The organism is Aeromonas simiae (assembly GCF_014892695.1).
GTDB classification, from domain to species: domain Bacteria; phylum Pseudomonadota; class Gammaproteobacteria; order Enterobacterales; family Aeromonadaceae; genus Aeromonas; species Aeromonas simiae.
The window spans coordinates 2,914,262-2,939,381 of the sequence record NZ_CP040449.1 but is presented as its reverse complement, the minus strand read 5'-3'; the positions used below and the strand labels follow the sequence as shown (position 1 = coordinate 2,939,381).

Genomic DNA, 25,120 nt, shown 5'->3' with positions numbered 1-25,120 from the left:
TACGCGCCACCCATCGCACCTCTGGGGGCTTACGACGACACGGTTCCGCTGCGATAACTTTCTGATGTAGCATGGAATGTTCCCCTAATGTCCTTGCCCCACCCCACTGGCTAATCGACCGGTGGGGTGGGAGTGTTTTACGTTGATGGAAATGAATGAGGTGGTTAATGGCGCCAGCGGATGGATCGGGCTGTCACATCGGCGCGTTGTCGTCAAATTGGTCACTCTCCACAGTAAAACCGCGATTGGTGCAGCTACGCTGAAGATCAGCCAGAAAGCTGGCCAGCACACGTGGCTGCTCAGTGAGCGGGACTGGGCCTGCCTGGCAACGCCAGAAACAACTTCGCCTAGGGTCAATGCAGATTTCATCGACCGGCTGGCTCATAGTGTGCCAATCCTCGGCATTGCTAATGCCGAGCAGTTGCCAGTGGGGGCAGTGCCAACGGATTTGAGCTGTGATGGTTTTGGCTCCGGGATAGCTTGGGGTCAGGTGCAGTAACCATCGCTCGCCATTATGCTCGGGATGGATCCCGGCACTGGCAGCAATAAGCCTAAGCCACTGACGTGAGTAGTGGGAGAGCGCTAATTCTTGGATCATCGTGACCTCCTAATCTCCTGCGACCGTGACGCTGAAGCATTCCAACCGGCAGTAGGCAATGAAGTTGCTTTGCCAGACGTCGAATAATTCCCGCGCTTCGGCCAGCCGCAGCGGTCCCCAGCCCAACATGGTGTGGTCCCCATCGAGGAAGTTGAAGTCGAGCTCCTTGCAGAGCTCAGCATCATGGCCGAGCCCTTGGTAGCTGAAGTCGGTGACGTAATCGAACAGCCAGCCATCTAGCCCACGGATCAGGCGGATCTCGACTGGGTGCACACCGCCTTGTTCGACGCTGTAGCCGGGGTTGCGAAAGTTGAAGGTCAGTTGGGTTAAGCGCTCGATATTGAGATCGGTTTTAGCGACTTCCTGGTCGAGCAGAACCAGCAATGCTTGGGCTACGGGCAGGGCAAAGCCGTCCCGGAAAAAGGGAATGGTCATGGTGTTTCCTCATTGAGTTCCAGCAGGAGAGCACCCCTGCGTTTTGCTTTGAAGTGATGGGTCAGTCGTTTAACCAATCCCACAGTTTGCTGATGCCATAGGCTGCGACGGCGCCCACGGCAAGGGGGGCTAACAACGGGGCTGTGGCAATACCGGTCACCGATACTACCGTTGCAGCAGCGCCACTACCTCCAGCTGTTGTGGCTAGGGTGCTGGCAGCAAGTCCTGCCGTTGCACTGGTGGCCGCCTTGCCTAATGTGTGACGAGCCACTTCGGCAGCCACCACCGTTGCTACCGCGGTCTGCAGCAGCTTGGGGGGATGCTGAACCCCTTCAATGCACCAAGTAACAAATTGCTCGCTAGTGGCAAATGGTTGGCCTTGTTCACCTTCGCTGAGTCGTGCGTAGGCCCGCGTCAGGCTCTCCTCTCGACAGAACAGGCGCATGGCATGGGGCCTGACCTCGATGGCGTTGTGCTGGCTGAATTCAGCCAGGGAGGTCAGCGCCATTTGCCCTGAGTGCTCTCCGACAGGGGATGGTAGACAGTGAATGACCTGGTCATGGCCAACAAAGAGGCCATGATGATGGCCTTCAGGCTGTGGTGTTACCAAGTGATCGCCAATAATGAAATGTCGTGTCATGGGGTGATGATCCTCATCAAAGGTTGGAAATGAAAAAGGGCGTCACCGTGATGGTGACGCCCTTTGACATTATTTTTTCCTGAGTTGGCTACTTGCCGCCCACGGTGATCTTCAGGGGTTGATGAAACTCAGGAGTGAAGGTTGATATCGGCAGTCGGGTGACTTGGTTGTTGGCGAGCACCTCGGTTGCCTGAATAATGGCGATGGACTTGGCCTGCTCTACCTGGGCGCAATCCACTTCTGTAAAGCCACCACCATAGCGGGTAGCGTCGCTCCCGCCGAAGGGTTCAACTTCCAGCGTTGATTCAGCTAAGGCTTTGCCCTTTTTGTCATTAAACTGCAGCGTGATATACAAATGACCAAACTCGTCTGCCCCACCACTATCTAAAGAGAAGTGATACGCACAGACACCTTGGTTTGCGTAAACGGTGTCGGTGTGCTGGATAGCGAGGTAGCGCTGATCTTCTGCATGGCTGACGGTTGTATAGAACAGTGCGGCAACAACGGTGGTCAATAGCGTGTTCTTGATAGTTATCATTTGGTTGATTACCCCCGGTAATATTCACACGGTGTTTGAAGCTGAACGGGCTTCATCTTCCATATCGCGACGGCAGTCTCGTCTTTATAAGCTGTGACTTTGGATGCGGCCAAGAGGGTGCTGACAAGGTCAGTCCATTGCGCCTGATTGGTTACCTTCGCGGAGAGGCGCTTGCCATCGACCTCAATGGCATCGACAAATTGGCTACCTTTGCCATTGGTGTGTACCAGGCTTGAGCTCGTTTGAACCAATTTGGTGGTTGTTTCTACGAGTGTGGGGTGAGAGGAACTCTCTTGACGCTCGAACTGGCGAGAGCACTTAAGCGTTAACAGATTCACGCCTTGGAATAGGTCGTATTGGGTGCCTTGGTTACTCATTTGCCATTCGGCATGTCCTACAGGCTCTTCAATCAACACAGGTTGCTTCTTGGCATTCTCTTCTGCTTTTTTCCAAGATACCACATTACCCTTCTTTCGTTCTTCCATGTACATCCAGGTATCCAGTGGATAACGCTTGATAAGCCGGTCACCGACCATGACATCGATGTTGTTCAGATGATTGTAGGTGTTGACCTCGATACTGGCTGATGGGCTGCAGGTACCGGTCTCGAGCTTTTTAAAGCTGCGACTGGCGTGTTCGGCAACCAGCAGGTCACCGATGGCACAGCCTGTTTGGGAACGGTTGTTTACCAAGGCAAGGTAATGGCTGTTTTTGTAGAGCAGCTCACAGGTACTTTTGTTATTACAGGCTTTAGCCAAGGTGATGCCGTTACTGTCTTGATAGGACCAGATGTCATTGGGGCTGCTGGCCATGGCGCTCGGGGCAGTGAGTGCCAGGGTGAGCAATGGAACGAGTTGTTTCATGAGAACTCCTGTTAGTAGTAAGTCATAGAGATGGGGATAACCCCATACAGGTCAGGCAGGCAAAAAACGCCTAATAACAACCTATTGGGTTGATGTTCACCTTTTAAGGTTCTTCATGTCAACGAGTCCCCCCCCAACCATACGGGTTGGTTGGAGGACTTATGACAGATATCAACTTTGAGCAGTTAGCCAAGAACGTGGGCAAGGCCATTGGGCGTCAGCGTAACCAAGCCGGGTTTACGCAAGAGCATGTGGCTGAACACCTCAATATCGGGATGGAAGCCGTCTCTCGAATGGAGCGGGGAATTGTGGTGCCGACCGTGGTGCGGCTGGCGGAGCTCGCTCAGTTGTTTGACTGTGAGCTGGCGGATTTTCTGCGCGAGACCAGTAACCGCCCGACCGAACAGGGCATTGTGCTGAGCCAGCAACTGGCCCGGCTCGATGATGCTGACCGAACCCTGTTGCTGGAAACGGTAGAACGGTTGGTGGAGCGGTTGGCGCGTCCTCGCTGATCATCCGTGATTCACTGGGGAGAGGATGGGGTCCCTTTCCCCAATTTATTGGTGAGTGGACTGCTTCTTGGTTGCGGTCTCTGTGGCGTTCTGGTTGCTTGGCTTTGCGGGGCGTTTAGCGAGGTAGTAGTTCCCGCGCCAGCGTTACCATTAGCCGTTTCGTCGGTGCAGACTTGCGGATAGAACTCCTCCAGCAGCATCGGCACCTCTTCATCGATATCCTCAAACTGGCCGTTACGCAGCAGCTCGCGCGCGGCCTGCTCCATCTGGTCGATGGCCACGCCTGCCTCTTGGTCACGCTGGGCGGCCTCCTGTGCCAGCCTGACTGCTTCGGTCAGATTGGTCTCTTCTCGCAAGGTTAAATCCACGTAGTAGACCGGTGTGCGGTAGGACTGGGTGGTGCTCTTGGCTCGTAGCCTCAGAGTGAGTGGCAGATAACGGGTGTTACCACAGCTCACAGCCTCCAGGTACTTCAGCCGGGCCGCCAGGGTGCGTACCGAGTTGTAGCCGGTGGTGCGAAAGATAAAGCTGCCCAACTCATCACCTTGCCCCTCCACAAACAGGTTCAGTCGTCCGTACAGCTTGCAGCCTTGTTGGCCTGCAAAGGCGCAGCGCTCAGGTCCAGGGCAGCTGACCTCCTCTATGCCTTGCGCTCCCACGCGTCTTGCCACCTCCCCATTCCCGACACACTGCGGCCTGCCGGTTTGCCGGTCAAATGCGCTGTATTCCGCCCGCAAATTCAAGTCGCTATCGTTGAACAGTACCCGCACCGGAATGGCGCGGATCTTGGTCTGCTCCTGCCCCTGGCCACTTTTCTGCGATGAGTAGTGTTGATGCAGGGGATGCAGCAGCCATCCCCCCTTTTGTTGTACCTGGGTGGTGAGAGTGAAGCTGTCGTCCTTCTCCGGCACCCACTTATCCTGTTTTTGCACCAGCTTGCCGATGCAGATCCGCCCGATCACGGGTGGGGTAATCGCCAGTCCTTTGATCATGGTGTGTTCCTCAAGGGTTGAATGGTGAAACGGCGCACACCAGGCACCGGTTTGACATAACGGGTGAGCAAGTCGGGATGATCCTGACCGAGCTTATCCAGATCCGGCGCCAGCCGGTCTTTACTGCGCTTCCAGGTGATCTTGCCATCGGCAAACAGCCCGGCAGTGGCTTCACCCAAGGTGGCTTGCAGCCGCTGCTTGAGCTGCGACTCCTGCAGCTCGACGGCTTCCTTTTGCTGACGCAATCGCAGTAGCTCCCCAAACAGCTGGTTGAACTCGGGGGAATCGGAGAGATCCAGCGTCTGGCCATCGTCACGCGGAAACAGCCAGCTCAGGGCATTGGCGGCATCACTGGAGCCGTCGGGCTCAGGCTGCTGGTCTTGTTGCACCATCTGCCAGAACTGCGATTCCCGCTCGGTGAGATCCAGGATCTTCTCTTCGTCGCGCTCGATGCGGTAAATCCGAAAATCCTGGCCGCCGATCAGCACTGCCACCTCAGCCCAGGCATGGCCGGTGACGGCCAGTTGATGGAGTACCTGACACTGGTAAGCCACCGGCACGCCTTCCTCCCACTGGGGGGCGCTGTGATAGCTGGCGGTCTTGATCTCCAGAATGCCCGGCCCATCGGGATGGCCGACCACCTCTCGGTCGAGGTTGGCGAGCATGAAGGGTTGCTCGGGGTGTTGCAGTACCGCATTGACCCGGCGCACCTTGTAGCCAGTGCGTTTGGCATAGACCTGCGCCAAGACCGGCTCCAGCTCAATGCCCCACAGTACCGCTTCCTTGTGGGAGATATCTTCCGGCTCCTTACGACCGGTTTTCTCCAGCCACAGGCTGAGCGGGCATTTGTAGGGGGAGAGCCCCACTGCCACTGCGGCATCGGAGGAACCAATGCCGAGTTTACGGATAGCGAGCCACTGCTCGCGGGTTAATTGGGTAGTAGAGGCCAGCCGCAGGGCTTGGCCATATTTGGCTTTTGCTTTCATGACGACTCCTTGTTGACGGCATAAATGGCGACGCCCGGATTGGCTTGCGCCAATCCGGGTGAGGTCGTTATGCGGTTTGAATGGGGACGAGGAATTACTGCAGCAGAGTGAGTGCTTGGCTCAGGGCTTGGGATTTGAGTTGAGCGCCCTGACCAAACCAGGCGGAATCGAGCCGGTGATCCTGGCTGCGGGCACGGCGGTGGTGATCCACGTATTCAGTGACCGCATTGACCAGCCCCCAGGCGGTATTGCGGGAGCTCGTAAGTTCTGAGCCCATGCCTGCGCCCTGATAGAGCTCATGCAGTCGTTGTACCGGCTTGGTGAGAATGATGTTCTCCTCATCGAGCGGTTGCGCCAACAGGTCGCTGAAAAAGCGCATCGCCTCTTCGGGGGCGACGGGCCGCTGTGCCAGCGCCTTGGTCTGTGTCTTGAACTCATCCCAATGGGAGAGCCCCAGCCCGAGCGACTCTTTGACGGCAGCGGCATCGAACTGAGTGGAGTGTGGCACCTTGATGGCACCAGTAGCGCCGCGCAGTGCCATCTGCAGGGTGTTGTTGCAGACCACCCGCAGCGAGGTGAACTGCGCCGTGGTGCAGAGTGTGCCGTCGCAACTGGTCGCCAGTAGCAGATAGGATTTCACCAAGTCACCGCCTGATAGCTTGAGATCCTGACCGGTTTTGGCCAAGGCCCACAGTTTGCGGCCGCCTTTGAGTGAGCCTGCGGTCTCCAGCTCAAAGCCACCGGCTTCCACCAGGTCTTGATAGAAGTGCAGCACCTCGTGAGGCTGTACCACGTTGTAGCGGCTTGAGACCACCGACAAGGGGGTGAGGGTATCGGAGCGATAAAGTACCTTGCTGTCGCTGTAGGGGCGGATATGTAGCGCATCGGAGGCGACGTTAAACATCACGTCACTCTGCTCGATGGTCCAATCCATCCCGGCTGCCTGCAGCCAGATATCGAGAGATTGTTGCGGGGGTAAGACATTGCCAAGGCCATGCCAAGGGGTTTGGCCGGTGTAGGCCATGGTGTCGATCAGGTGAGCCATGAGAAATCTCCAATGAAAAAGGGACTGCACAGAGCAGTCCCTTGGGTAGGTTCATGGAGATAATATATATCTGAAATCAATTCAAATGAGACTTATTTGCTTCTCTGGTTTCTAGCTATGGAATGCGCGCTGTGGCTGCACTGTGGTGCACAAATTGAAAGGTGGGACTCAAAAGGAAGTAAGGTGGGATCAGGGAAAGAGAAGGGCCTATCAGATTTTAGATAGGCCCTTTTGATAACAATTATGCATGCCTAGCGTTGCCTAGTGTGTACGCAAAAGTGTACTCAAACTAATAATAGCTGCGCATTGTGATTGTATGTCATTGAAAGTAATCTATAATTTTATTTTAGACGTTGAACAGGAAGTTCATGATGTCACCGTCTTTGACGATGTAATCTTTACCTTCTGCACGCATTTTTCCCGCCTCTTTGGCGCCTTGCTCACCCTTGTACTGGATAAAGTCCTCAAAGGCGATAGTTTGGGCGCGGATGAAGCCTTTCTCGAAGTCGGTGTGGATCTTGCCGGCCGCCTGCGGGGCGGTGGCACCGACCGGGATAGTCCAGGCACGCACTTCCTTCACACCGGCGGTGAAGTAGGTTTGCAGGTTGAGCAGGGTGTAACCGGAGCGGATCACCCGGTTCAGGCCCGGTTCTTCGATGCCCAGATCAGCCATGAAGTCGGCGCGGTCGGCGTCGTCCAGTTCGGCGATGTCAGACTCGATGGCGCAGCATACCGGCACCACGACGGCCCCCTCGGCGGCGGCAATCTCACGCACCTGATCCAGGTAGGGATTGTTCTCAAAGCCATCTTCGGCCACGTTGGCAATGTACATGGTGGGCTTTAAGGTCAGGAAGTTGAGGTAATCGACGGCGGCGATCTCCTCCTTGGAGAGGCCGATGCCGCGGATCATCTTGTCCGCTTCCAGGCCGGCCTTGACCTTCTCGAGCACTTCCACCTCGAACTTGGCATCCTTGTCACCGCCCTTGGCGCGCTTGGACTGGCGCAGGATGGCGCGATCGCACGCCTCCAGATCGGAGAGGGCCAGTTCGGTGTTGATCACCTCGATGTCATCGGCCGGGGAGACCTTGCCCGCCACATGGACGATGTTCTCGTCCTCAAAGCAGCGCACCACGTGACCGATGGCGTCGGTTTCGCGGATGTTGGCCAGGAACTGGTTGCCGAGGCCCTCACCCTTGGAGGCGCCAGCCACCAAACCGGCGATGTCGACGAACTCCATGGTGGTGGATACGGTGCGCTGGGGTTTGACGATCTCCGCCAGCTGATCCATGCGGGGATCCGGCACCGGCACCACGCCGGTGTTCGGCTCGATGGTGCAGAAGGGGAAGTTGGCGGCTTCGATACCGGCCTTGGTCAGCGCGTTGAACAGGGTGGATTTGCCCACATTGGGCAGGCCCACGATACCGCATTTAAAACCCATGGTCGTTTTACCTTATCTTGATGGATGCTGTGAGTGGCTCACTCGGCCTTGAAGCTGTGCAGCCGATTCATGGCCTTGGTCATGTCTTGCTTGAACAGGATGTCGGTGGCGCGCAGGGATTCATCCAGCGCGGCATCGATCAGATCCTGCTCTTTGGCCGGCGCCTTGGTCAGCACGAAGCCGGCAACCAGCTCCTTGCTGCCCGGGTGGCCGATGCCGAGGCGCAGCCGGAAAAAATTATTACTGTTGCCCAGTTTGCTGATGATGTCCTTGAGGCCGTTGTGGCCTCCATGCCCGCCGCCCTGCTTGAACTTGGCGATGCCAGGTGGCAGATCCAGTTCGTCATGGGCCACCAGAATGGCTTCCGGCTCGATCTGGTAGAAGCGCGCCAGTGCCGCCACCGCCTTACCTGACAGGTTCATGTAGGTCGCAGGAATGAGCAGGCGTACATCTTGCCCCTCGATCTGAAGGCGGGCGGTGTGGCCGAAAAACTTGGGTTCTTCGCGCAGGCTGACGTTGTGCCAACGGGCCAGCTGCTCCACATACCAAGCGCCCGCATTGTGGCGCGTCTTGGCGTATTCGGGGCCGGGATTGCCGAGGCCCACAATCAACTTGATCTGGCTTGTCACGCGTTCACTCTTTTGTCGACAGGAAGAGATGCCCGCAGGCAGGGGACGTGCCCGAAGGGCAAGAGGCGTATTCTAGCCGCGAGGCGGCGATCTCTCAACCAAGGGGCGGTGCCCCGAAAAAACGAAAACCGCCATGCGGCGGTTTTCGTGGGGCAACCTCGGCCTATCAATGCTCAAACATGGCAGAGATAGACTCTTCGTTGCTGATGCGGCGAATGGCTTCGGCCAGCATGGAGGCCAAGCTCAACTGCTTCACCTTGCCGATGGCCTTCATCTCTTCGGTCAGCGGGATGGAGTCGGTGATGATCACCTCGTCGATCACGGATTCCTTAATGTTTTGCAGGGCGTTGCCGGAGAACACCGGGTGAGTTGCATAGGCAAATACCCGCTTGGCACCGCGCTCTTTCAGCGCTTCGGCCGCCTTGCACAGGGTGCCGCCGGTATCGATCATGTCGTCGACGATGATGCAGTCGCGACCGGCAACGTCACCGATCAGGTGCATAACCTGAGAGACGTTGGCCCGCGGGCGACGCTTGTCGATGATGGCGATATCGGTGTCGTCCAGCAGCTTGGCGATGGCACGGGCACGCACCACGCCACCGATGTCCGGGGAGACCACGACCGGATCTTCCAGCTTCTTGGCCAGCATGTCTTCGAGCAGCACCGGGCTACCGAATACGTTGTCTACCGGCACGTCGAAGAAGCCCTGGATTTGCTCGGCGTGGAGATCCACGGTCAGCACACGGTCAACACCGACGCTGGAGAGGAAATCCGCGACCACTTTGGCGGTGATGGGCACACGGGCAGAGCGGACACGACGATCCTGACGGGCATAGCCGAAGTAAGGAATCACGGCGGTGATCCGGCCGGCAGAGGCACGACGCAGGGCATCCACCATGACGATCAACTCCATCAGGTTGTCGTTGGTCGGGGCGCAGGTGGATTGAATGATGAAGATATCGCCACCACGTACATTCTCATTGATCTGTACGCTGATCTCGCCGTCGCTAAAGCGACCTACGGCAGCATTGCCGAGTTTGATAAACAGGCGATCCGCGATCTTCTGGGCCAGTTCCGGCGTTGCGTTACCAGCAAACAGCTTCATGTCAGGCACGGTTTGAAACCTCGGGGTTGCATCCAGTGTGTGGGGGCGGACTCGAAGTCCGGTTCGTTCGGGGCAAACGATTCATCAAGGTGACGGACGATCAGCCTGGCCTGGGAAATGTGTCGTCCATCGCGGAAGGTCAGACCGACTCAATCAGACCGGACTCACGAACCTGTTGCAAGGCACGAAGCAGAGGTGATATGTTCACGCCCTTGGCGACAAATCCCGTCAATTCGTCCGGCAGTTTTGCCAACACTTCCCGAGCAAGGCTCTCGTCTTCAAAGGCTGCGAAGATGCAAGATCCTGTGCCCGTCATTCTTGACGGCGCGTATTCTAGCAACCAGCCGAGCGCATTGGCAACCTCGGGGTAGCGCTTTTTGACAAGCAACTCGCAATCGTTTTTCCACTCGCCTTCCAGCAGGTTCTGCAATCCCATTTTAGGGGTGTTTCGTGGCAGTTCCGGATCCTGAAACACGGCCGCCGTGGCGACGTGACAGTGGGGGTTAATCACCAGATACCAGCGCTCCGGCACCGCGACCGGCTGCAATTTTTCCCCCACCCCTTCGGCAAAGGCGGCGTTGCCGCGCACAAATACCGGTACGTCGGCACCAAGCTGCACCCCAAGTGCCGCCAGCTCGTCGACGGACAATCCGGCTCCCCACAGCTCGTTGAGGGCCACCAAGGTGGTGGCCGCATCCGATGATCCTCCCCCTATGCCGCCGCCCATGGGCAACACCTTGTTCAGGGTGATGCGGGCGCCTTTCGGTACCGGTAACCGCGCTTGCAGCAGGCGCGCGGCGCGCACGACAAGATTTTGCTCATCCGGCACGCCTGAAATGGCGGGAGAGAGGGTCAGCGCATCGCCTTCGGTTACCTCGAAGTGCAGGGTGTCGCCGTGCTCGAGGAAGATGAACAGGGTTTGCAGTTCGTGATAGCCGTCGGGACGGCGGCCATTGACGTGTAAAAACAGGTTCAGTTTGGCCGGTGCCGGCCAGGTGATGCGGCTCATTTCAGGCTCCACTGGTTGATCTGCAACTTGATGCGGGTGCCTTCTCCTTGCAGGGCAATCTGGTGTGGCAGCCGGTAGCCGTCCTGATCCCGGTACTGCTGGTAGTCTATCTGCCACAGGCCATCGGTGACGCTGGCCAGACTCTTGTCTGGGTTGAGGGTGTAGCGGGCCTCGCCCGGCAGCCCTTTGATCCACTGGGGCAGGCCGTCAACCGGCAGATCCCAGCCAGTCAACTGGTAGACCAGCTCGGCGGCATGTTGGCTCTGGTGGGTCTGGCCATCCCGGTCGGTCAGGGTGAGACGGCCATTGTGACGGGTCAGCTCGAGGATGTGGGTGCCGATGATACTGGTCAGGTTAAGACGGTAATCGTCGCCATTTTGTTGCCAATTGAGGCGGGCGCTGCCCTTCTCCTTGGCGGTGATAATGGCCAGCTTGCCGGTCAGTTGCCAGTGGTCGAGCCGCTCGAGACGGGTTCGCTCCTGGCTCCAGTCCACCTGCTCGCGCTGGGGTTGGGTGGTGGTACAGCCGGCCAGTAACAGGGCCAGGGCCAGGAAGAGAAAAGAAGAACGCACGGGAAGAGCTCCGGGTGAAGGTTTGCGACAGTATAAGTGGCGGCCGTATCGCTTTTAAAGATCCCCCCTTTCTCGTACAATCTGGGCCCTTGCCACCGCCCTGCTCCAAGGATCATTCCACCGCCCCATGAGTCTGCTTGCGCTAGGAATCAATCACAAGACGGCCAGCGTCTCGTTGCGCGAGCGTGTGGCCTTCGGGCCCGATTGCATCGAACGAGCCCTGCACGAGCTGGTACAGCAGCCGGGGGTGAGCGAGGCGGTGATCCTGTCGACCTGCAACCGCACCGAACTCTACTGCAACCTCGAGGCAGGGCAGGGGGAGCAGGTTCTGCAATGGCTACAGCAGTTCCATCACCTCAGTGCCAGCGAGCTAGATAGCGCGACCTACCTGCATCATGACGAAGAGGCGGTGCGCCATCTGATGCGGGTTGCCTGCGGCCTCGACTCCCTGGTGCTCGGCGAGCCGCAAATCCTCGGTCAGATTAAACAGTCTTATGGCACGGCCCATCAGGCCGGCGGCCTCAAGGCGATCCTCGAGCGCCTGTTCCAGAAGGCCTTCTCGGTGGCGAAACGGGTACGCACCGACACCGAGATCGGCGCCAGTGCTGTCTCGGTGGCGTTTGCCGCCGTTGGGCTGGCCCGCCAGATTTTCTCCGATCTCTCTCAGACCAAGGTGCTGCTGGTCGGTGCCGGCGAGACCATCGAACTGGTGGCCCGCCACCTGCGCGAGCAGAACGTGACCCAGATGATGGTGGCTAACCGCACCTTGCAACGGGCCCAGGGGCTGGCCGAGGAGTTTGGCGCCCAGGTGATGACGCTGGAGGCGATCCCCGAGCACCTGCACGAGGCCGATATCGTCATCAGCTCGACCGCGAGCCCCCTGCCGCTCATCGGCAAGGGAATGGTGGAGCGGGCCCTCAAGGCGCGTCGTCATCGCCCCATGTTCCTGGTCGATATCGCCGTGCCGCGCGACATCGAGGCCGAGGTAGACGAGCTCTCCGACGCCTACCTCTACACGGTGGACGATCTGCAAGGGATCATCGAGCAGAATCTGGAGGCGCGCCGGCGCGCCGCCCAGCAGGCCGAGCGGATCGTGCTGGAAGAGCGCGATGATTTCATGGGCTGGTTCCGCTCGCTGCACGCGGTGGATATCATCCGCGATTATCGCCAGCAGGCGCAGCAGCACGCCGATGAAGAGCTCGAGCGCGCCCTGCTGGGGCTACAGCAAGGCGAGGAAGCCGAGGCCGTGCTGCGTCAACTGGCCCACCGCCTCACCAACAAACTGATTCACGCCCCGACCCAGGCTCTGCGCCATGCTGGCCAGCAAGGGGATCGGGAGCAGTTGGCCCTGCTGCGCAGCGCCCTCGGCCTACAGCAGGAGTGACCTGTCGGCCACCCTTGGCCAGTGTCCATTTTTTGAGAGAACCATGAATCCATCCATCATTCGTAAGCTGGAAGGGCTCATCGAGCGCCATGAAGAAGTGCAGGCCATGCTCGGCGAACCCGATGTTGTCACCGATCAGGAGCGCTATCGCGCCCTGACCCGCGAATACTCCCAGCTCGAGGAGCTCGTTGCCGCATTCCGGCGCTGGCGTCAGGCCGAAGAGGAGCTCGACACCACCAAGCTGATGCTGGAGGAGAGCGATCCCGAGCTGCGCGAGATGGCGCAGGAGGAGCTGCCGCTCGCCAAGGCCAACCTGGAGGCGATCGAGCAGGAGCTGCAAATCATGCTGCTGCCCAAGGACCCCAAGGATGACAACAACTGCTATCTGGAGATCCGGGCCGGCGCCGGCGGGGACGAGGCGGCGATCTTTGCCGGCGACCTCTACCGCATGTACGCACGCTATGCCGAGCGCCAAGGGTGGCGAGTCAGCATCGTCAGCTGCAACGAAGGGGAGCACGGCGGCTACAAGGAGGTGATCGCCAAGGTCGATGGGGAGCACGTCTATGGCCGGCTCAAGTTCGAGTCCGGCGGCCATCGAGTGCAGCGGGTGCCCGAGACCGAATCTCAGGGGCGCATCCACACCTCCGCCTGTACCGTTGCGGTGCTGCCTGAGGTGCCCGAAGCCGAACAGATCGAGATCAACCCGGCGGATCTGAAGGTCGACACCTTCCGCGCCTCCGGTGCCGGTGGTCAGCACGTCAACAAGACCGACTCGGCCATCCGTATCACCCACCTGCCGACCGGCCTGGTGGTGGAGTGCCAGGATGAGCGCTCCCAGCACAAGAACCGCGCCAAGGCGATGGCGGTGCTCTCGGCCCGCTTGCAGGCGGCCGAGGATGAGCGCCACCGCGCCGCCGAACAGAGCACCCGTCGCAACCTAGTGGGGTCGGGGGATCGCTCCGAGCGCATCCGTACCTACAACTACCCGCAGGGGCGGCTGTCTGAGCACCGCATCAACCTGACCCTGTATCGTCTGTCCGAGATCCTTGAAGGGGATCTCGACTGCGTCATCACGCCGCTGGTGCAGGAGTATCAGGCCGATCAGCTCGCCTCGCTGGCAGATAACGGCTGATGCGCATCGATGCCGCCCGCGCCTGGCTGATCGCCGCCCTTGAAGGGGGGGAGTCGCCGCGTGCCGACGCCGATGCCCTGCTCTGCCATCTACTCGGGCGCGATCGCGCCTACCTGATGAGCTGGCCGGAGCGTGAGATAGGGGATGAGCAGGTACAGACCCTGCACACTTGGCTGGCCCGCCGCCTGGCCGGCGAGCCGATCGCCCATATCCTCGGGGTGCGCGAGTTCTGGTCACTGCCGCTTGAGGTGAGCCCGGCCACCCTGATCCCGCGCCCGGACACCGAAGTGCTGGTCGAGCAGGCGCTGGCCCGCTTGCCGTCGCGTCCGGCCCGGTTGCTCGATCTTGGCACCGGCACCGGCGCCATCGCGCTCGCCCTCAAGTCGGAGCGACCCGATGACGAGGTGTGGGCAGTGGAGCTGCAACCCGATGCCCTGGCACTGGCGCAGCGAAACAGCGAACGGCTGTCGCTGCCGCTCACCCTGCGTCTCGGGGCCTGGTTTGCGCCGCTGGCCGATGCGCCGCGCTTCGATCTCATCGTCTCCAACCCCCCTTACATCGATGGCGCAGATCCGCACCTGAGCGAGGGGGATGTACGTTTCGAGCCTAAGAGTGCCTTGGTGGCCGCCGAGGCGGGGCTGGCCGATCTGCGGCTGATTGCCGAGGGAGCCTTGATCCATCTGCTGCCCGGCGGCTGGCTGCTGCTTGAGCATGGCTGGCAGCAGGGGGCGGCGGTGCGTTCGCTGCTGGAGGGCACTGGCTACCAGTCGGTGGTGACCCTGCGCGACTACGGTGACAACGATCGCGTCACTCTCGGTCGCAAGCCGGAGGAGATGTGATGTCACCTTTCGTCATGCTGCATCTGCTGCTGATCGCCCTGGCTTTGCTGCTCTTTTGTCTGCGGTTTGTGGCGGTGCAGCGCCCTTTTTCTGCGGCGTTGCAGACCCGGCTGGGGCGGGGGAGCGGTCTGCTCAATGGACTGGTGGTGCTGTCGGGCGGGGCGCTATGCCTACTGATGGGCCTTAACCCGTTCAACAACCTTCACCCCTGGCTGAGTGAGAAACTGGTTTGTATCCTGATTGCTGCCTTCCTCGGCTGGATGTCCCTCAGCCGCTACGGAAGCCGGACCACCCGCTGGTTTGCCTTCTTCGGCGCCCTGGGGTGGATCTTCTTCGCCGCCAAGCTGGCGGTGTTCAAGCAGCCGTCCCTGTTCGGCTGAGGCAATGAATGAATAGAGTGCAAATAGATGAGTGGAGCGACCTTGAAGCCCACGATATTGCCGAACTGGCCCTGTCGATGGCCGCTCGGGTATATGGCGAGCAGAGCGCCCTGCAAGGGCAGGCTCGTCTGTTAGAGCTGGAGCAGTGGATCGGTGAGCGGTTGCAGGCCGAAGAGGCGGATGAGCTGCGGCGTCAACTGCTGACCCTGCTCTATCGCGAGCTGGGGTTTCGCGGTGACTGGCAGGATTATTTCTCCTCCGCCCACTGCGATCTCAGCGAGGTGATGCGCCGGCGCCGGGGCATTCCGGTGAGCCTCGGTATCCTGCTGATGCAGCTAGGTCGCGAGCTGGGGCTCAAGGTGGAGGGGATCTGCTTCCCCGGCCACTTTCTGGTGAGCTTCGAGAGCGGGGAGCAACTTGTTTACGTCGATCCCTTCAACGGCGAGGAGCTCTCCTTACATCAGGTTGAGCTGCTGCTGCGCGGGGCGCTCGGCAACCTGGCCTCTCTGAGCGGTCAGTACTTGCAGCCGGCTACTCACTGGGAGGTGATGGAGCGGCTGCTTAACGTTGGCAAGGCGGCGCTGCTGCGCGAGGAGCGCATGAGCGAGGCGCTGCGCTGCTGCGAGCTGCTGCTGTGCATGAAGCCAGGCGATCCGCTCGAGACCCGCGATCGCGGCTTCATCTATGAACAGCTCGATTGCCCGCAGTTTGCGGCCGATGATTTCGAATATTTCATTGAACAGTGCCCGGACGATCCGGTGTCCGACATGCTGAAACTACAGTTGCAGTCCCTGGATCTGAGTCCCAAGACCCTCCATTAAGGAACCCGTGATGGAACAGAAAATCGTCAAGGTAAATGCCATCGAGGTGGCCAACGACAAGCCGTTCGTGCTGTTTGGCGGCATGAACGTGCTGGAATCCCGCGACATGGCCATGGCCGTGTGCGAGAAGTACGTGGAAGTGACCAGCAAGCTCGGTATCCCGTTTGTCTTCAAGGCGAGCTGGGACAAGGCGAACCGCTCCTCGATCCACTCTTACCGTGGCCCGGGTCTGGAAGAGGGGATGAAGCTGTTCCAGGAGCTGAAAGAGACCTTCGGCATGCCGGTCATCTCCGATCTGCACGAGCCGTGGCAGGCCAAGCCGGTGGCCGAGGTGGTGGACGTGATCCAACTGCCGGCCTTCCTGGCGCGCCAGACCGATCTGGTGGAGGCGATGGCCCGCACCGGCAACGTCATCAACATCAAGAAGCCGCAGTTCCTGAGCCCGAGCCAGATGAAGAACATCACCGAGAAGTTCGAGGAGTGCGGCAACGACCAGCTGATCCTGTGTGAGCGCGGCGTCAACTTCGGTTACGACAACCTGGTGGTCGACATGCTGGGCTTTGGGGTGATGCAAAAGAGTACCGGCGGCTATCCGGTCATCTTCGACGTGACCCACTCATTGCAGTGCCGCGATCCGATGGGGGCGGCCTCCGGCGGGCGCCGTGATCAGGTGACCGAGCTGGCCCGCGCCGGCATGGCGGTCGGTCTGGCGGGCCTGTTTATCGAGTCCCACCCCGATCCCAAAAACGCTCGCTGCGACGGGCCGAGTGCCTTGCCGCTGGAGAAGCTGGAGGGGTTCCTCAAGCAGATGAAGGCGATCGACGATCTGGTGAAAAACTTCGAGCCGCTCGACACCTCCGCCTGATTGCGCTCACCGAGCCTCCTCACCATGCCCCGCTTTGACGGGGCATGGTCGTTTCTGGGAGGCCGTGAAGGGGGCCGGGTGGTTAAATGAGGTTGCCATGGTGTTAATGTTGTTAAATCTGGTGCGTGACATACCTCTCTAAACGGTTCTCCTCCCCATGGGAAAGTAGCCCCGCCATGCCAAGTACTGCGCATGTTTGCGTCGTGATGGCCGTCATTTCACCACGGATTACGGCTGGTTGGCGCGGATCACGACCCACACTACTTTCATTGACAGGACGTTAAATCATGGGGAAGAAAATAGTCAGCAGCCTCTATTTCCAGGTGCTGCTCGCCATTACCTGCGGGGTGCTGCTCGGGCATCTCTACCCGGATCTGAGCGCGGACATGAAGCCGCTTGGCGACGGGTTCGTGAAGCTGATCAAGATGATCATTGCCCCCGTCATCTTCTGTACCGTGGTGACCGGTATCGCCGGCATGGAGAGCATGAAGGCGGTCGGCCGCACCGGCGCGGTGGCTCTGCTCTATTTCGAAGTGGTGAGCACCATCGCCCTCATCATCGGTCTGTGCGTGGTGAACCTGCTCCAGCCTGGGGCAGGCATGCACGTCGATCCGGGCTCGCTCGATACCAGCGCCATTGCCGTCTATGCCGAGCAGGCCAAGCAGCAGGGGATCGTCGCCTTCCTGCTCGACGTGATCCCCGCCAGTGCGGTCGGCGCCTTTGCCGGTGGCAACATACTGCAAGTGCTGCTGTTTGCCGTGCTGTTTGGCTTCTCGCTGCACCACGCCGGTGAGAAGGGGCGGCTGGTGTTCACCCTCATCGAGAGCTTCTCCCACACCATCTTCGGCATCATCAACATGATCATGCGGTTGGCTCCGCTTGGTGCTTTTGGGGCCATGGCCTTCACCATCGGCAAGTACGGGGTGGGGTCGCTGCTGCAACTGGGTCAGCTCATCGCCTGCTTCTACCTCACCTGCCTGCTGTTTGTGTTCTTGGTGCTGGGCTCCATCGCCCGCGCCTGTGGTTTTAGCATCGTGCGCTTCATCCGCTACCTGCGTGAGGAGCTGCTCATCGTGCTGGGGACTTCTTCCTCCGAGTCGGTGCTGCCGCGCATGCTGATCAAGATGGAACGGCTGGGTTGCAACAAGTCGGTGGTGGGGCTGGTCATTCCGACCGGGTATTCGTTCAATCTGGACGGCACCTCCATCTACCTGACCATGGCGGCGGTGTTCATCGCCCAGGCCACCGACACCCCGCTCGATCTGTTCCAGCAGATCACCCTGCTGCTGGTACTGCTCATCTCCTCCAAGGGGGCGGCAGGGGTGACCGGCAGCGGCTTCATCGTGCTGGCGGCCACCATCTCGGCGGTGGGGCATCTGCCATTGGCTGGGTTGGCGCTGATCCTCGGCATCGACCGCTTCATGTCTGAGGCGCGCGCCCTGACCAACTTGGTGGGCAACGGGGTGGCCACCGTGGTGGTGGCGCGCTGGTGCAAACAGCTTGATGGGGGGCGTTTGCAGAGCGAACTGGCGAGCCACGGCGCGACATCGACCTCTCTGCTGGCGGGTGAGCGTCCCCTCTCCTGAGTCGGGGGCGCCGGTGAGAACCGGCGCCCTTTTCCCCTTTTTAGCCTATCTGGTTGTTTCGCCTCTCTTCTCCCCCTGGGTTTTGCCGCTTCTCCCCTTGACGCTCGCTTTTGTCTTGCCGCCGAATATGGGAAAATGCGCCCCTTGAAGGAGACACAGCACATGCGGCTATTCACCCTGACCCTGCTGGCTCTGCTCGGCGGGCTGCAATATCACCTCTGGCTCGGCAAGAACGGGCTGGAGGACTACTACAAGATGTCCGATACCGTGGTGCGCCAGCAGCAGGACAATCAGGTTCTCAAGGATCGCAATGCCCTCATCTATCGTGAGATCGCCGATCTGACCAGCGGCCTCGAGGCGATCGAGGAGCTTTCCCGTAACGATCTCGGCTACATCAAGCAGGGTGAAACCTTCTATCGCATCATTCCGAAGCAGGATAAGCAGAGCGGGGAGCAGATCGATGACTGACCGGCCCTGGCTCACCGCCGTGGTGCCGGCTGCTGGCATCGGCAGCCGGATGGGCGACACCTTGCCCAAGCAGTACCTGGCTCTTGGCGATCAGTGCATTCTTGAGCACACCCTGACGCGGCTGCTGGCCCACCCGGCAGTTGAGCGGGTGGTGGTGGCCTTGGCGCCCCATGATGTCTGGTTCGAGACGCTGCCGCTGGCCGCCGAGCCCCGCATTTTGCGGGTGCAGGGGGGGAGCGAACGAGCCTATTCGGTACTCAACGCCCTGATGGTGGTCGAGAGCGAATGGGTCATGGTGCATGACGCCGCCCGCCCCTGTATCACGGTGGGGGACATCGACCGGTTGATCGAGGTTGCCATGCAGGGGGAGGGGGCCATCCTCGGCAGCCAGGTGCGTGACACCATGAAGCGCACCAATGCGGCGGGCGAGATAGTGGCTACCGTTGAGCGCGAGGCGCTGTGGCATGCCCTTACCCCGCAGATGTTCCCGACCCAAACCCTGCGCCGCGCCCTGGAAGAGGGGCTGGCGCTGGGAGCACAGATTACCGATGAAGCGTCGGCCATGGAGCGGGCCGGCTATCGTCCACGGATGGTGGAGGGACGGGCCGACAACCTGAAGGTGACCCGTCCCGAGGACTTGGCGTTGGCCAGCCTCTATTTGCGTCAGCAGGACGCTCACTGAAGATTCAAGCGCGGGTAACTCCGCGGCAGGAGGAGATGGCGTGATCCGGATTGGACATGGTTTTGATGTGCATAAGTTCGGAGGGGAGGGCCCCTGCATGCTGGGCGGTGTGGCCGTGCCTTACGAGCAGGGGCTGCTGGCCCACTCGGATGGTGACGTGGTGCTGCACGCGGTGAGCGACGCCCTGCTCGGCGCCATCGCGGCTGGCGACATCGGCCGCCACTTCCCCGATACCAGTGCCGAGTTTGAGAACATCGACAGCCGCATTTTGCTGCGTGACGTGTTTGCCCGGGTCAAGGCCGCCGGTTATCGCATCGGCAACTTGGATGTCACCATCATTGCCCAGGCGCCCAAGATGGCGCCGCATATCGACGCCATGTGCGCCGTGCTGGCCGCCGATCTCGAGTGCGAGCCAAGCCGGGTCAACGTCAAGGCGACGACCACAGAGAAACTTGGCTTTACCGGCCGCAAAGAGGGGATCGCCACCGAAGCCGTCGTGCTGCTGGTGCAACAATAATGCTGGAACAACTCACTTATCTGCACGGTCAGCCGACCGCGCGTGGCGTGCTTAAGGCCGCTCCTTCCGATTTCGTCGTCATCGAGGATCTCGGCTTCGAACCCTGTGGCGAAGGGGAACATATCTTCGTTCGGGTGCGTAAAACCGGTGAGAACACCGCCTGGGTTGCGGGCCTGCTGGCCGATGCTGCCGGCGTGAATCGCAATGCGGTGACCTGGGCTGGCCTCAAGGATCGTCACGCCGTGACCGAACAGTGGTTCGGCATCCACCTGCCGGGCAAGGCCGAGCCGGATCTGCGGGTCATCGCAAGCGACAGCATCCAGATCCTCGAGACCCGTCGTCACAACCGCAAGCTGCGAACCGGTTACCTCAAGGGCAACCACTTCACCTTGCGCCTGACCGAGCTGGAAGGGGTCCAGGAGCTGGAGGCTCGCTTGCAGGCTGTGGCCGCCCAAGGGGTGCCCAACTACTACGGCGAGCAGCGCTTTGGCCGCGGAGGTAACAACCTGGAGGCCGCCAAGGCCATGTTCGGCGGCAAACGCATCAAGGATCGTAACAAGCGCTCGCTCTACCTTTCGGCGGCGCGCAGCATGCTGTTCAACACGGTCGTGACCGCCCGTATCGAGCAGGGGCTGGCCCACACCCTGCTGGCCGGTGACTGCCTGATGCTCAAGGGCTCCCACTCCATCTTCAGCGAGAGCGAGGTGACCCCCGAGCTGGCCGCCCGTCTGGCCAGCGGCGACGTGCAGTTGACCGCCCCCCTGTGGGGTCGTGGCCGACTGGCCAGCCAGGGAGAGGCTGCGGCCTTTGAAGAGCGCGCGCTAAGTGAGCTCGACCTGTGGCGCGAGGGGCTGGAGAAGGCGGGGCTGGATCAGGAGCGCCGTCCCCTGCTGCTGCTGCCGGAAGCGATGAGCTGGCAGCTAGAGGGCACTAGCCTCACACTGTCGTTCTTCCTGCCGGCCGGCGCCTTTGCCACCAGCGTGGTGCGCGAGCTGCTCGATGCCACGGAAGCGGATCACCATGCAGGGAGCCAGGCCGATGCGCATTCTGGTGAGTAATGATGACGGGGTGAATGCCCGTGGTATCCGGGCGCTCTCCCGGGCGCTGGCCGAGTGCGGCGAAGTGACCGTGGTGGCCCCCGATCGTAACCGCAGCGGGGCCAGTCACTCGCTCACTCTGGAGGTGCCGCTGCGGGTCAGCCTCATTGAGGAGACCGGTTTTTATGCGGTGAAGGGGACGCCGACTGATTGCGTGCATCTGGCGGCCCATGAGTTGCTCAAACCCGAACCCGACATGGTGGTCTCTGGCATCAATCACGGGGCGAACCTGGGGGACGATGTCATCTATTCGGGGACGGTTGCGGCCGCCACCGAGGGGCGTCACCTCGGTTTTCCCTCCATTGCGATTTCGCTGGTGGGGGATACCCACTTCGAGACCGCAGCCCATTTTGCCGTCAAGTTGGTGCGCGCCCTGATCCGCCACCCGCTACCGGCGGATCAGATCCTCAACGTCAACGTGCCGGATCTGCCGCTGGAGGCCATCAAGGGGATGCGGGTGACTCGTCTCGGTAATCGCCATCCGGCCGAGCAGGTGATCGTGGAGCGCGATCCGCGCGGCCAGACCATCTACTGGATCGGCCCACCGGGAGAGCGCCAGGACGCAGGAGAAGGAACTGACTTTGCCGCCATCGAGCAGGGCTATGTCTCGATCACGCCGTTGACTATCGATATGACGGCGTATCGCAACATGAGCAACCTGGAGGCCTGGCTGGCACAACAGGGGTGAAGGGGTGATAGAACAGCGCCTTTTGAATCAACTGATTGCCAAGGGAATCTCCGATTATCGCGTGTTGGCGGCCATTGCCGAGATTCCGCGCGACTATTTCGTGGACGAGGCGATGGCCCATCAGGCGTGGGACAACACGGCACTCCCCATCGGTCATGGCCAGACCATCTCCCAACCTTATATGGTGGCGCGCATGACCGAGCTGGTGGTGGAGCACGACCCGGCTCATGTGCTGGAGATCGGTACCGGGTCTGGTTATCAAACCGCCATACTGGCCCGTCTCGTTCAACATGTGTACACAGTGGAGCGAATAAAGTCGCTGCAGTATCAGGCCCGGCGCCGGCTGCGCAATCTGGAGCTGCACAACATCTCGACCAAGCACGGCAACGGCTGGGAGGGGTGGGCATCCAAGGGGCCCTTTGATGCCATCTTGGTCACGGCGGCGGCGAGCGAGGTGCCGCAGGCGCTGACCGATCAGCTGGCGGAGGGAGGACGGCTAGTGATCCCGGTGGGGGATGCGCAGCAGTCCTTGATGCTTGTTGAGCGCTCCGGTTCCCAGTTGATCCGCAGGGCGTTGGAGCCGGTACGCTTTGTCCCCCTGATTAACGGAGATCTCGAGTGAAGCTCTTTTCACACCTATATCTGAGGGTGATGCTGTGGGCGCGTCATCGTCACGCCCCCTATTACCTGTCGGGTACCGCCTTTATCGAATCCATCTTCTGGCCGATCCCGGTGGATGTGATGCTGGCACCGATGGCGCTGGCCCAGCCGCAGAAGGCGTGGCGTTATGCCACGCTGGCGACCCTGTTCTCGGTGCTCGGCGCCCTGTTTGGTTATGCACTCGGTTATGCATTGTGGGAGCCTGTCGTACAGCCTTTCATTGCTGCCGTGGGTTATCAGGACAAGATCGTGCTGGCCGAACAGTGGTTCCAGCAGTGGGGGATCTGGGTCATTTTCATTGCCAGCTTTACACCGATCCCCTACAAGGTCTTCACCGTCACAGCCGGGCTGTTGCATATGGCACTGCTCCCCTTTATTGTCACTTCTCTCATTGGTCGAGGATTGCGCTTCTTCCTGGTGGCGGGATTGATGCGCTGGGGTGGGGAGAAGATGGAGCGCAAGCTGATGCACTACATTGATGTGCTCGGCTGGGCCTGTATTTTGTTGGCCGTCGTGGCCTATTTCTGGTTGAGCAAGTAAGGAAGAGTTATGAGTCTGTACCCGTGGCGAAAGTACGGCGTGGTGGTGCTGTCTGGCCTGCTGTTCGCCTGTTCTGCCAGTAAGACGCCGGCACCGGTGGCCAGCGTAGATGGTAACGATCGCGTGGCAAGTGGTGGCATTCCGGTGCGTAGCAAGACCTTGAGTGGTAGCACCTATACGGTGCAAAAGGGCGATACGCTCTATTCCATCGCGTTTAGTGCCGGCAGCAACGTGCCCGCATTGGCCAGTCTCAACGGGATTGAAGCCCCGTACAACATCTATCCCGGGCAGAAGCTGCGCCTGCATGTCTTCGATAGCCAGTCCAGTGGCGCGGCATCCGGTGGGGCTGTGATGGTTGGAGAGCCGATCGCACGGCCCACCACCAGCACGACCACAGCGGTGGCGAGTACCAGCACTCCGAGCGCTGGACAGACCACCCAATGGGTTGAAAAGAAAACGATTGCCCCTACACCGGCAAAAGAATACTCTGACAAGACCGCTCAAAATAACAACACTTCAGTGATGTCGGGCGACTGGCGCTGGCCGGCCGAAGGCAAAATCGTTGAAGGTTTTTCCACGGCTGAGCAGGGCAATAAGGGGGTCGACATCAGTGGCAAGAAGGGGCAACCCATCTATGCCGCGCGTGATGGCAAGGTGGTGTATGCCGGTAGCGCACTGAGGGGATACGGCAAGCTGATCATTCTCAAGCATGACGAGGATTACCTGTCGGCCTACGCCCACAACGACCAGTTGCGGGTCACGGAGGGGCAGAGCGTTAAGAAGGGGATGGTCATCGCCGATATGGGAAGCACGGATGCACCGGATGTGCGGTTGCACTTTGAAGTCCGGTATAAAGGCAAGTCGGTCAATCCGATGAGCTATTTGCCCAAGCGTTAATCCAGAGGGAAAGCGTGACTCTGGTTCTGGTCAGGGAGATACACCATGAGCCAAGAAGAGAAGCTGGACATACAGGATGCGGATTTTGAGTTTGATGAGGAGCTAGAAGCGCGAGCGGAGGAAGAAGAAGAGGCTCAAGCCGTCCTGACGGAAGAGTCGGGGGCGGAAGAGCTGTTTAGCCCCGAGCTTAACCGGGTCATGGATGCGACCCAGCTCTATCTGGGAGAGATCGGATTCTCTCCCCTCCTCACAGCCGCCGAGGAGGTCTATTTCGCCCGCCGAGCCTTGCGTGGTGATAAGGCCGCCCGCAAGCGGATGATTGAATCCAATTTACGACTGGTGGTGAAAATTGCCCGTCGCTACAACAACCGGGGGCTGGCCCTGCTCGATCTCATCGAGGAAGGTAACCTCGGCCTCATCCGCGCTGTCGAGAAGTTCGATCCCGAGCGGGGTTTTCGTTTCTCGACTTATGCCACTTGGTGGATCCGCCAGACCATAGAGCGGGCCATCATGAACCAGACCCGTACCATCCGTTTGCCTATCCATGTGGTCAAGGAGCTTAATGTCTACTTGCGAACTGCCCGTGAGCTGGCCCATCGCCTCGATCACGAGCCGACCGCAGAGGACATTGCCCACGCCCTCGATAAGCCGGTTGAAGACGTAAATCGGATGCTCAAGCTCAACGAGAAGATCAGCTCTGTGGATACGCCGATCGGTGGGGATAAAGACAAGGCGCTGCTCGATGTGCTCTCCGATGAGCGTGGGATCGGTCCTGAGCTGGAGACCCAAGAGGATGATATGCGTGCCAGTATCATCCATTGGCTGGAGGAGCTCAATCCGAAGCAGCGTGAGGTATTGGCTCGTCGTTTTGGCCTGCTTGGCTATGAAGCGGCCACGTTGGAGGATGTCGGTCACGAAATCGGACTGACTCGCGAGCGGGTGCGCCAGATCCAGGTTGAGGCCTTGCGGCGCCTGCGTGAGATCCTATTGGCGCAGGGCCTCTCTATTGAGGCGCTGTTTCGTACAAACTAGCGGCATGGTTCGACGCAGCAAGGGGGGCTTAGCCCCCCTTTTCTGTGGCCTTTAGCTGCCGTCGCTGCTAATGTCGGAATCGGTTTCAGGAGGGCCTGGAGCCGGTTCTGTGATTATTTCCGCAGATCTTGATGAAAAGCCCGACACTCGTGGTGCCAAGCGGGATAAAG

At 60.0% G+C, this 25,120-nt stretch carries 30 protein-coding genes; 17 read left to right on the top strand and 13 right to left on the bottom strand.

Translation table 11 applies throughout. The features are described from left to right. Positions 1–193 precede the first annotated feature (193 nt). From FE240_RS13955 to FE240_RS13935, 5 genes are all read right to left on the bottom strand, one after another. Positions 194–598 carry a hypothetical protein gene (locus FE240_RS13955; RefSeq protein WP_193001775.1) on the bottom strand — a complete coding sequence of 135 codons (405 nt, stop codon included), beginning with the start codon at positions 596–598 and terminating at the stop codon, positions 194–196. A gap of 9 nt (positions 599–607) precedes the next feature. Then, a complete protein-coding gene (locus FE240_RS13950; RefSeq protein ID WP_193001773.1) occupies positions 608–1,033 on the bottom strand; it encodes a DUF2787 domain-containing protein in 426 nt (141 codons plus the stop codon). A gap of 61 nt (positions 1,034–1,094) precedes the next feature. Then, the gene (locus tag FE240_RS13945; protein ID WP_193001771.1) at positions 1,095–1,673 is read right to left on the bottom strand and encodes a hypothetical protein; all 579 of its coding nucleotides are present in this window, start codon (positions 1,671–1,673) and stop codon (positions 1,095–1,097) included. 88 nt (positions 1,674–1,761) lie between these two features. Then, positions 1,762–2,211, bottom strand: coding sequence for an IrmA family protein (locus FE240_RS13940; protein WP_226798829.1), 450 nt, complete (start codon positions 2,209–2,211; stop codon positions 1,762–1,764). 8 nt (positions 2,212–2,219) lie between these two features. Next, entirely contained in the window at positions 2,220–3,074 is an 855-nt protein-coding gene (locus tag FE240_RS13935; RefSeq protein ID WP_193001769.1) for a hypothetical protein, read from the bottom strand. Positions 3,075–3,235: 161 nt separating this feature from the next. Between FE240_RS13935 and FE240_RS13930 the strand changes: the two genes are divergently transcribed. Then, positions 3,236–3,586, top strand: a complete 351-nt coding sequence (locus FE240_RS13930) for a helix-turn-helix domain-containing protein (RefSeq protein WP_193001767.1) — start codon at positions 3,236–3,238, stop codon at positions 3,584–3,586. Between the two features lie 11 nt (positions 3,587–3,597). On the opposite strand, the gene FE240_RS13925 is transcribed toward FE240_RS13930, so the two are convergent. From FE240_RS13925 to lolB, 8 genes are all read right to left on the bottom strand, one after another. Beyond that, the gene (locus FE240_RS13925) at positions 3,598–4,578 is read right to left on the bottom strand and encodes a recombination directionality factor (RefSeq protein WP_193001766.1); all 981 of its coding nucleotides are present in this window, start codon (positions 4,576–4,578) and stop codon (positions 3,598–3,600) included. Further along, complete coding sequence (locus FE240_RS13920) at positions 4,575–5,564, bottom strand: YqaJ viral recombinase family nuclease (RefSeq protein ID WP_193001764.1); 990 nt, start codon at positions 5,562–5,564, stop codon at positions 4,575–4,577. The genes FE240_RS13925 and FE240_RS13920 overlap by 4 nt, the downstream gene beginning before the upstream one ends. Before the next feature lie 94 nt (positions 5,565–5,658). Next, a complete protein-coding gene (locus FE240_RS13915) occupies positions 5,659–6,609 on the bottom strand; it encodes a DUF932 domain-containing protein (protein WP_193001762.1) in 951 nt (316 codons plus the stop codon). Between the two features lie 346 nt (positions 6,610–6,955). After that, positions 6,956–8,047 (bottom strand): redox-regulated ATPase YchF, encoded by a 1,092-nt coding sequence (gene ychF, locus FE240_RS13910; RefSeq protein WP_042047850.1) that lies wholly within the window; start codon positions 8,045–8,047, stop codon positions 6,956–6,958. A gap of 38 nt (positions 8,048–8,085) precedes the next feature. After that, a complete protein-coding gene (gene pth / locus FE240_RS13905; protein ID WP_042047851.1) occupies positions 8,086–8,676 on the bottom strand; it encodes an aminoacyl-tRNA hydrolase in 591 nt (196 codons plus the stop codon). 166 nt (positions 8,677–8,842) lie between these two features. After that, complete coding sequence (locus FE240_RS13900) at positions 8,843–9,790, bottom strand: ribose-phosphate pyrophosphokinase (protein ID WP_042047852.1); 948 nt, start codon at positions 9,788–9,790, stop codon at positions 8,843–8,845. A gap of 130 nt (positions 9,791–9,920) precedes the next feature. Further along, positions 9,921–10,790 (bottom strand): 4-(cytidine 5'-diphospho)-2-C-methyl-D-erythritol kinase, encoded by an 870-nt coding sequence (gene ispE / locus FE240_RS13895; protein ID WP_193001760.1) that lies wholly within the window; start codon positions 10,788–10,790, stop codon positions 9,921–9,923. Continuing rightward, positions 10,787–11,362: a lipoprotein insertase outer membrane protein LolB gene (gene lolB / locus FE240_RS13890; RefSeq protein WP_193001758.1), complete on the bottom strand. Its 576-nt coding sequence runs from the start codon at positions 11,360–11,362 to the stop codon at positions 10,787–10,789. Before lolB ends, ispE begins: the two co-directional genes overlap by 4 nt. Positions 11,363–11,489: 127 nt before the next feature. Between lolB and hemA the strand changes: the two genes are divergently transcribed. The 16 genes from hemA (at position 11,490) to rpoS (ending at position 24,950) form a co-directional block, all read left to right on the top strand. After that, positions 11,490–12,746, top strand: a complete 1,257-nt coding sequence (gene hemA, locus FE240_RS13885) for a glutamyl-tRNA reductase (RefSeq protein ID WP_042047855.1) — start codon at positions 11,490–11,492, stop codon at positions 12,744–12,746. A 43-nt stretch (positions 12,747–12,789) separates the two neighbouring features. Beyond that, positions 12,790–13,878, top strand: coding sequence for a peptide chain release factor 1 (prfA, locus tag FE240_RS13880; RefSeq protein WP_042047856.1), 1,089 nt, complete (start codon positions 12,790–12,792; stop codon positions 13,876–13,878). Then, positions 13,878–14,717, top strand: coding sequence for a peptide chain release factor N(5)-glutamine methyltransferase (prmC, locus tag FE240_RS13875; RefSeq protein ID WP_193001756.1), 840 nt, complete (start codon positions 13,878–13,880; stop codon positions 14,715–14,717). The genes prfA and prmC overlap by 1 nt, the downstream gene beginning before the upstream one ends. Further along, complete coding sequence (locus FE240_RS13870; protein WP_193001754.1) at positions 14,717–15,097, top strand: SirB2 family protein; 381 nt, start codon at positions 14,717–14,719, stop codon at positions 15,095–15,097. Before prmC ends, FE240_RS13870 begins: the two co-directional genes overlap by 1 nt. Before the next feature lie 8 nt (positions 15,098–15,105). Further along, positions 15,106–15,918: a SirB1 family protein gene (locus FE240_RS13865; protein WP_193001752.1), complete on the top strand. Its 813-nt coding sequence runs from the start codon at positions 15,106–15,108 to the stop codon at positions 15,916–15,918. 10 nt (positions 15,919–15,928) lie between these two features. Then, positions 15,929–16,783: a 3-deoxy-8-phosphooctulonate synthase gene (gene kdsA, locus FE240_RS13860; RefSeq protein WP_042047865.1), complete on the top strand. Its 855-nt coding sequence runs from the start codon at positions 15,929–15,931 to the stop codon at positions 16,781–16,783. 287 nt (positions 16,784–17,070) lie between these two features. Then, positions 17,071–18,369, top strand: a complete 1,299-nt coding sequence (locus FE240_RS13855; RefSeq protein WP_193001750.1) for a dicarboxylate/amino acid:cation symporter — start codon at positions 17,071–17,073, stop codon at positions 18,367–18,369. Positions 18,370–18,531: 162 nt separating this feature from the next. Beyond that, the gene (ftsB, locus tag FE240_RS13850) at positions 18,532–18,837 is read left to right on the top strand and encodes a cell division protein FtsB (RefSeq protein ID WP_042047867.1); all 306 of its coding nucleotides are present in this window, start codon (positions 18,532–18,534) and stop codon (positions 18,835–18,837) included. Then, positions 18,830–19,519 carry a 2-C-methyl-D-erythritol 4-phosphate cytidylyltransferase gene (gene ispD, locus FE240_RS13845; protein WP_193001748.1) on the top strand — a complete coding sequence of 230 codons (690 nt, stop codon included), beginning with the start codon at positions 18,830–18,832 and terminating at the stop codon, positions 19,517–19,519. The genes ftsB and ispD overlap by 8 nt, the downstream gene beginning before the upstream one ends. Positions 19,520–19,559: 40 nt before the next feature. Then, entirely contained in the window at positions 19,560–20,036 is a 477-nt protein-coding gene (gene ispF / locus FE240_RS13840) for a 2-C-methyl-D-erythritol 2,4-cyclodiphosphate synthase (RefSeq protein WP_042047870.1), read from the top strand. Further along, positions 20,036–21,094: a tRNA pseudouridine(13) synthase TruD gene (gene truD / locus FE240_RS13835; RefSeq protein ID WP_193001746.1), complete on the top strand. Its 1,059-nt coding sequence runs from the start codon at positions 20,036–20,038 to the stop codon at positions 21,092–21,094. The genes ispF and truD overlap by 1 nt, the downstream gene beginning before the upstream one ends. Further along, positions 21,075–21,821: a 5'/3'-nucleotidase SurE gene (gene surE / locus FE240_RS13830; RefSeq protein WP_193001744.1), complete on the top strand. Its 747-nt coding sequence runs from the start codon at positions 21,075–21,077 to the stop codon at positions 21,819–21,821. The genes truD and surE overlap by 20 nt, the downstream gene beginning before the upstream one ends. Positions 21,822–21,825: 4 nt before the next feature. Then, positions 21,826–22,443: a protein-L-isoaspartate(D-aspartate) O-methyltransferase gene (locus FE240_RS13825; RefSeq protein WP_193001742.1), complete on the top strand. Its 618-nt coding sequence runs from the start codon at positions 21,826–21,828 to the stop codon at positions 22,441–22,443. Continuing rightward, complete coding sequence (locus tag FE240_RS13820; protein ID WP_193001740.1) at positions 22,440–23,021, top strand: YqaA family protein; 582 nt, start codon at positions 22,440–22,442, stop codon at positions 23,019–23,021. Before FE240_RS13825 ends, FE240_RS13820 begins: the two co-directional genes overlap by 4 nt. A gap of 9 nt (positions 23,022–23,030) precedes the next feature. Further along, positions 23,031–23,918, top strand: a complete 888-nt coding sequence (locus tag FE240_RS13815) for a peptidoglycan DD-metalloendopeptidase family protein (RefSeq protein ID WP_193001738.1) — start codon at positions 23,031–23,033, stop codon at positions 23,916–23,918. Between the two features lie 45 nt (positions 23,919–23,963). After that, the gene (rpoS, locus tag FE240_RS13810; RefSeq protein WP_193001736.1) at positions 23,964–24,950 is read left to right on the top strand and encodes an RNA polymerase sigma factor RpoS; all 987 of its coding nucleotides are present in this window, start codon (positions 23,964–23,966) and stop codon (positions 24,948–24,950) included. Positions 24,951–25,120: the final 170 nt, after the last annotated feature.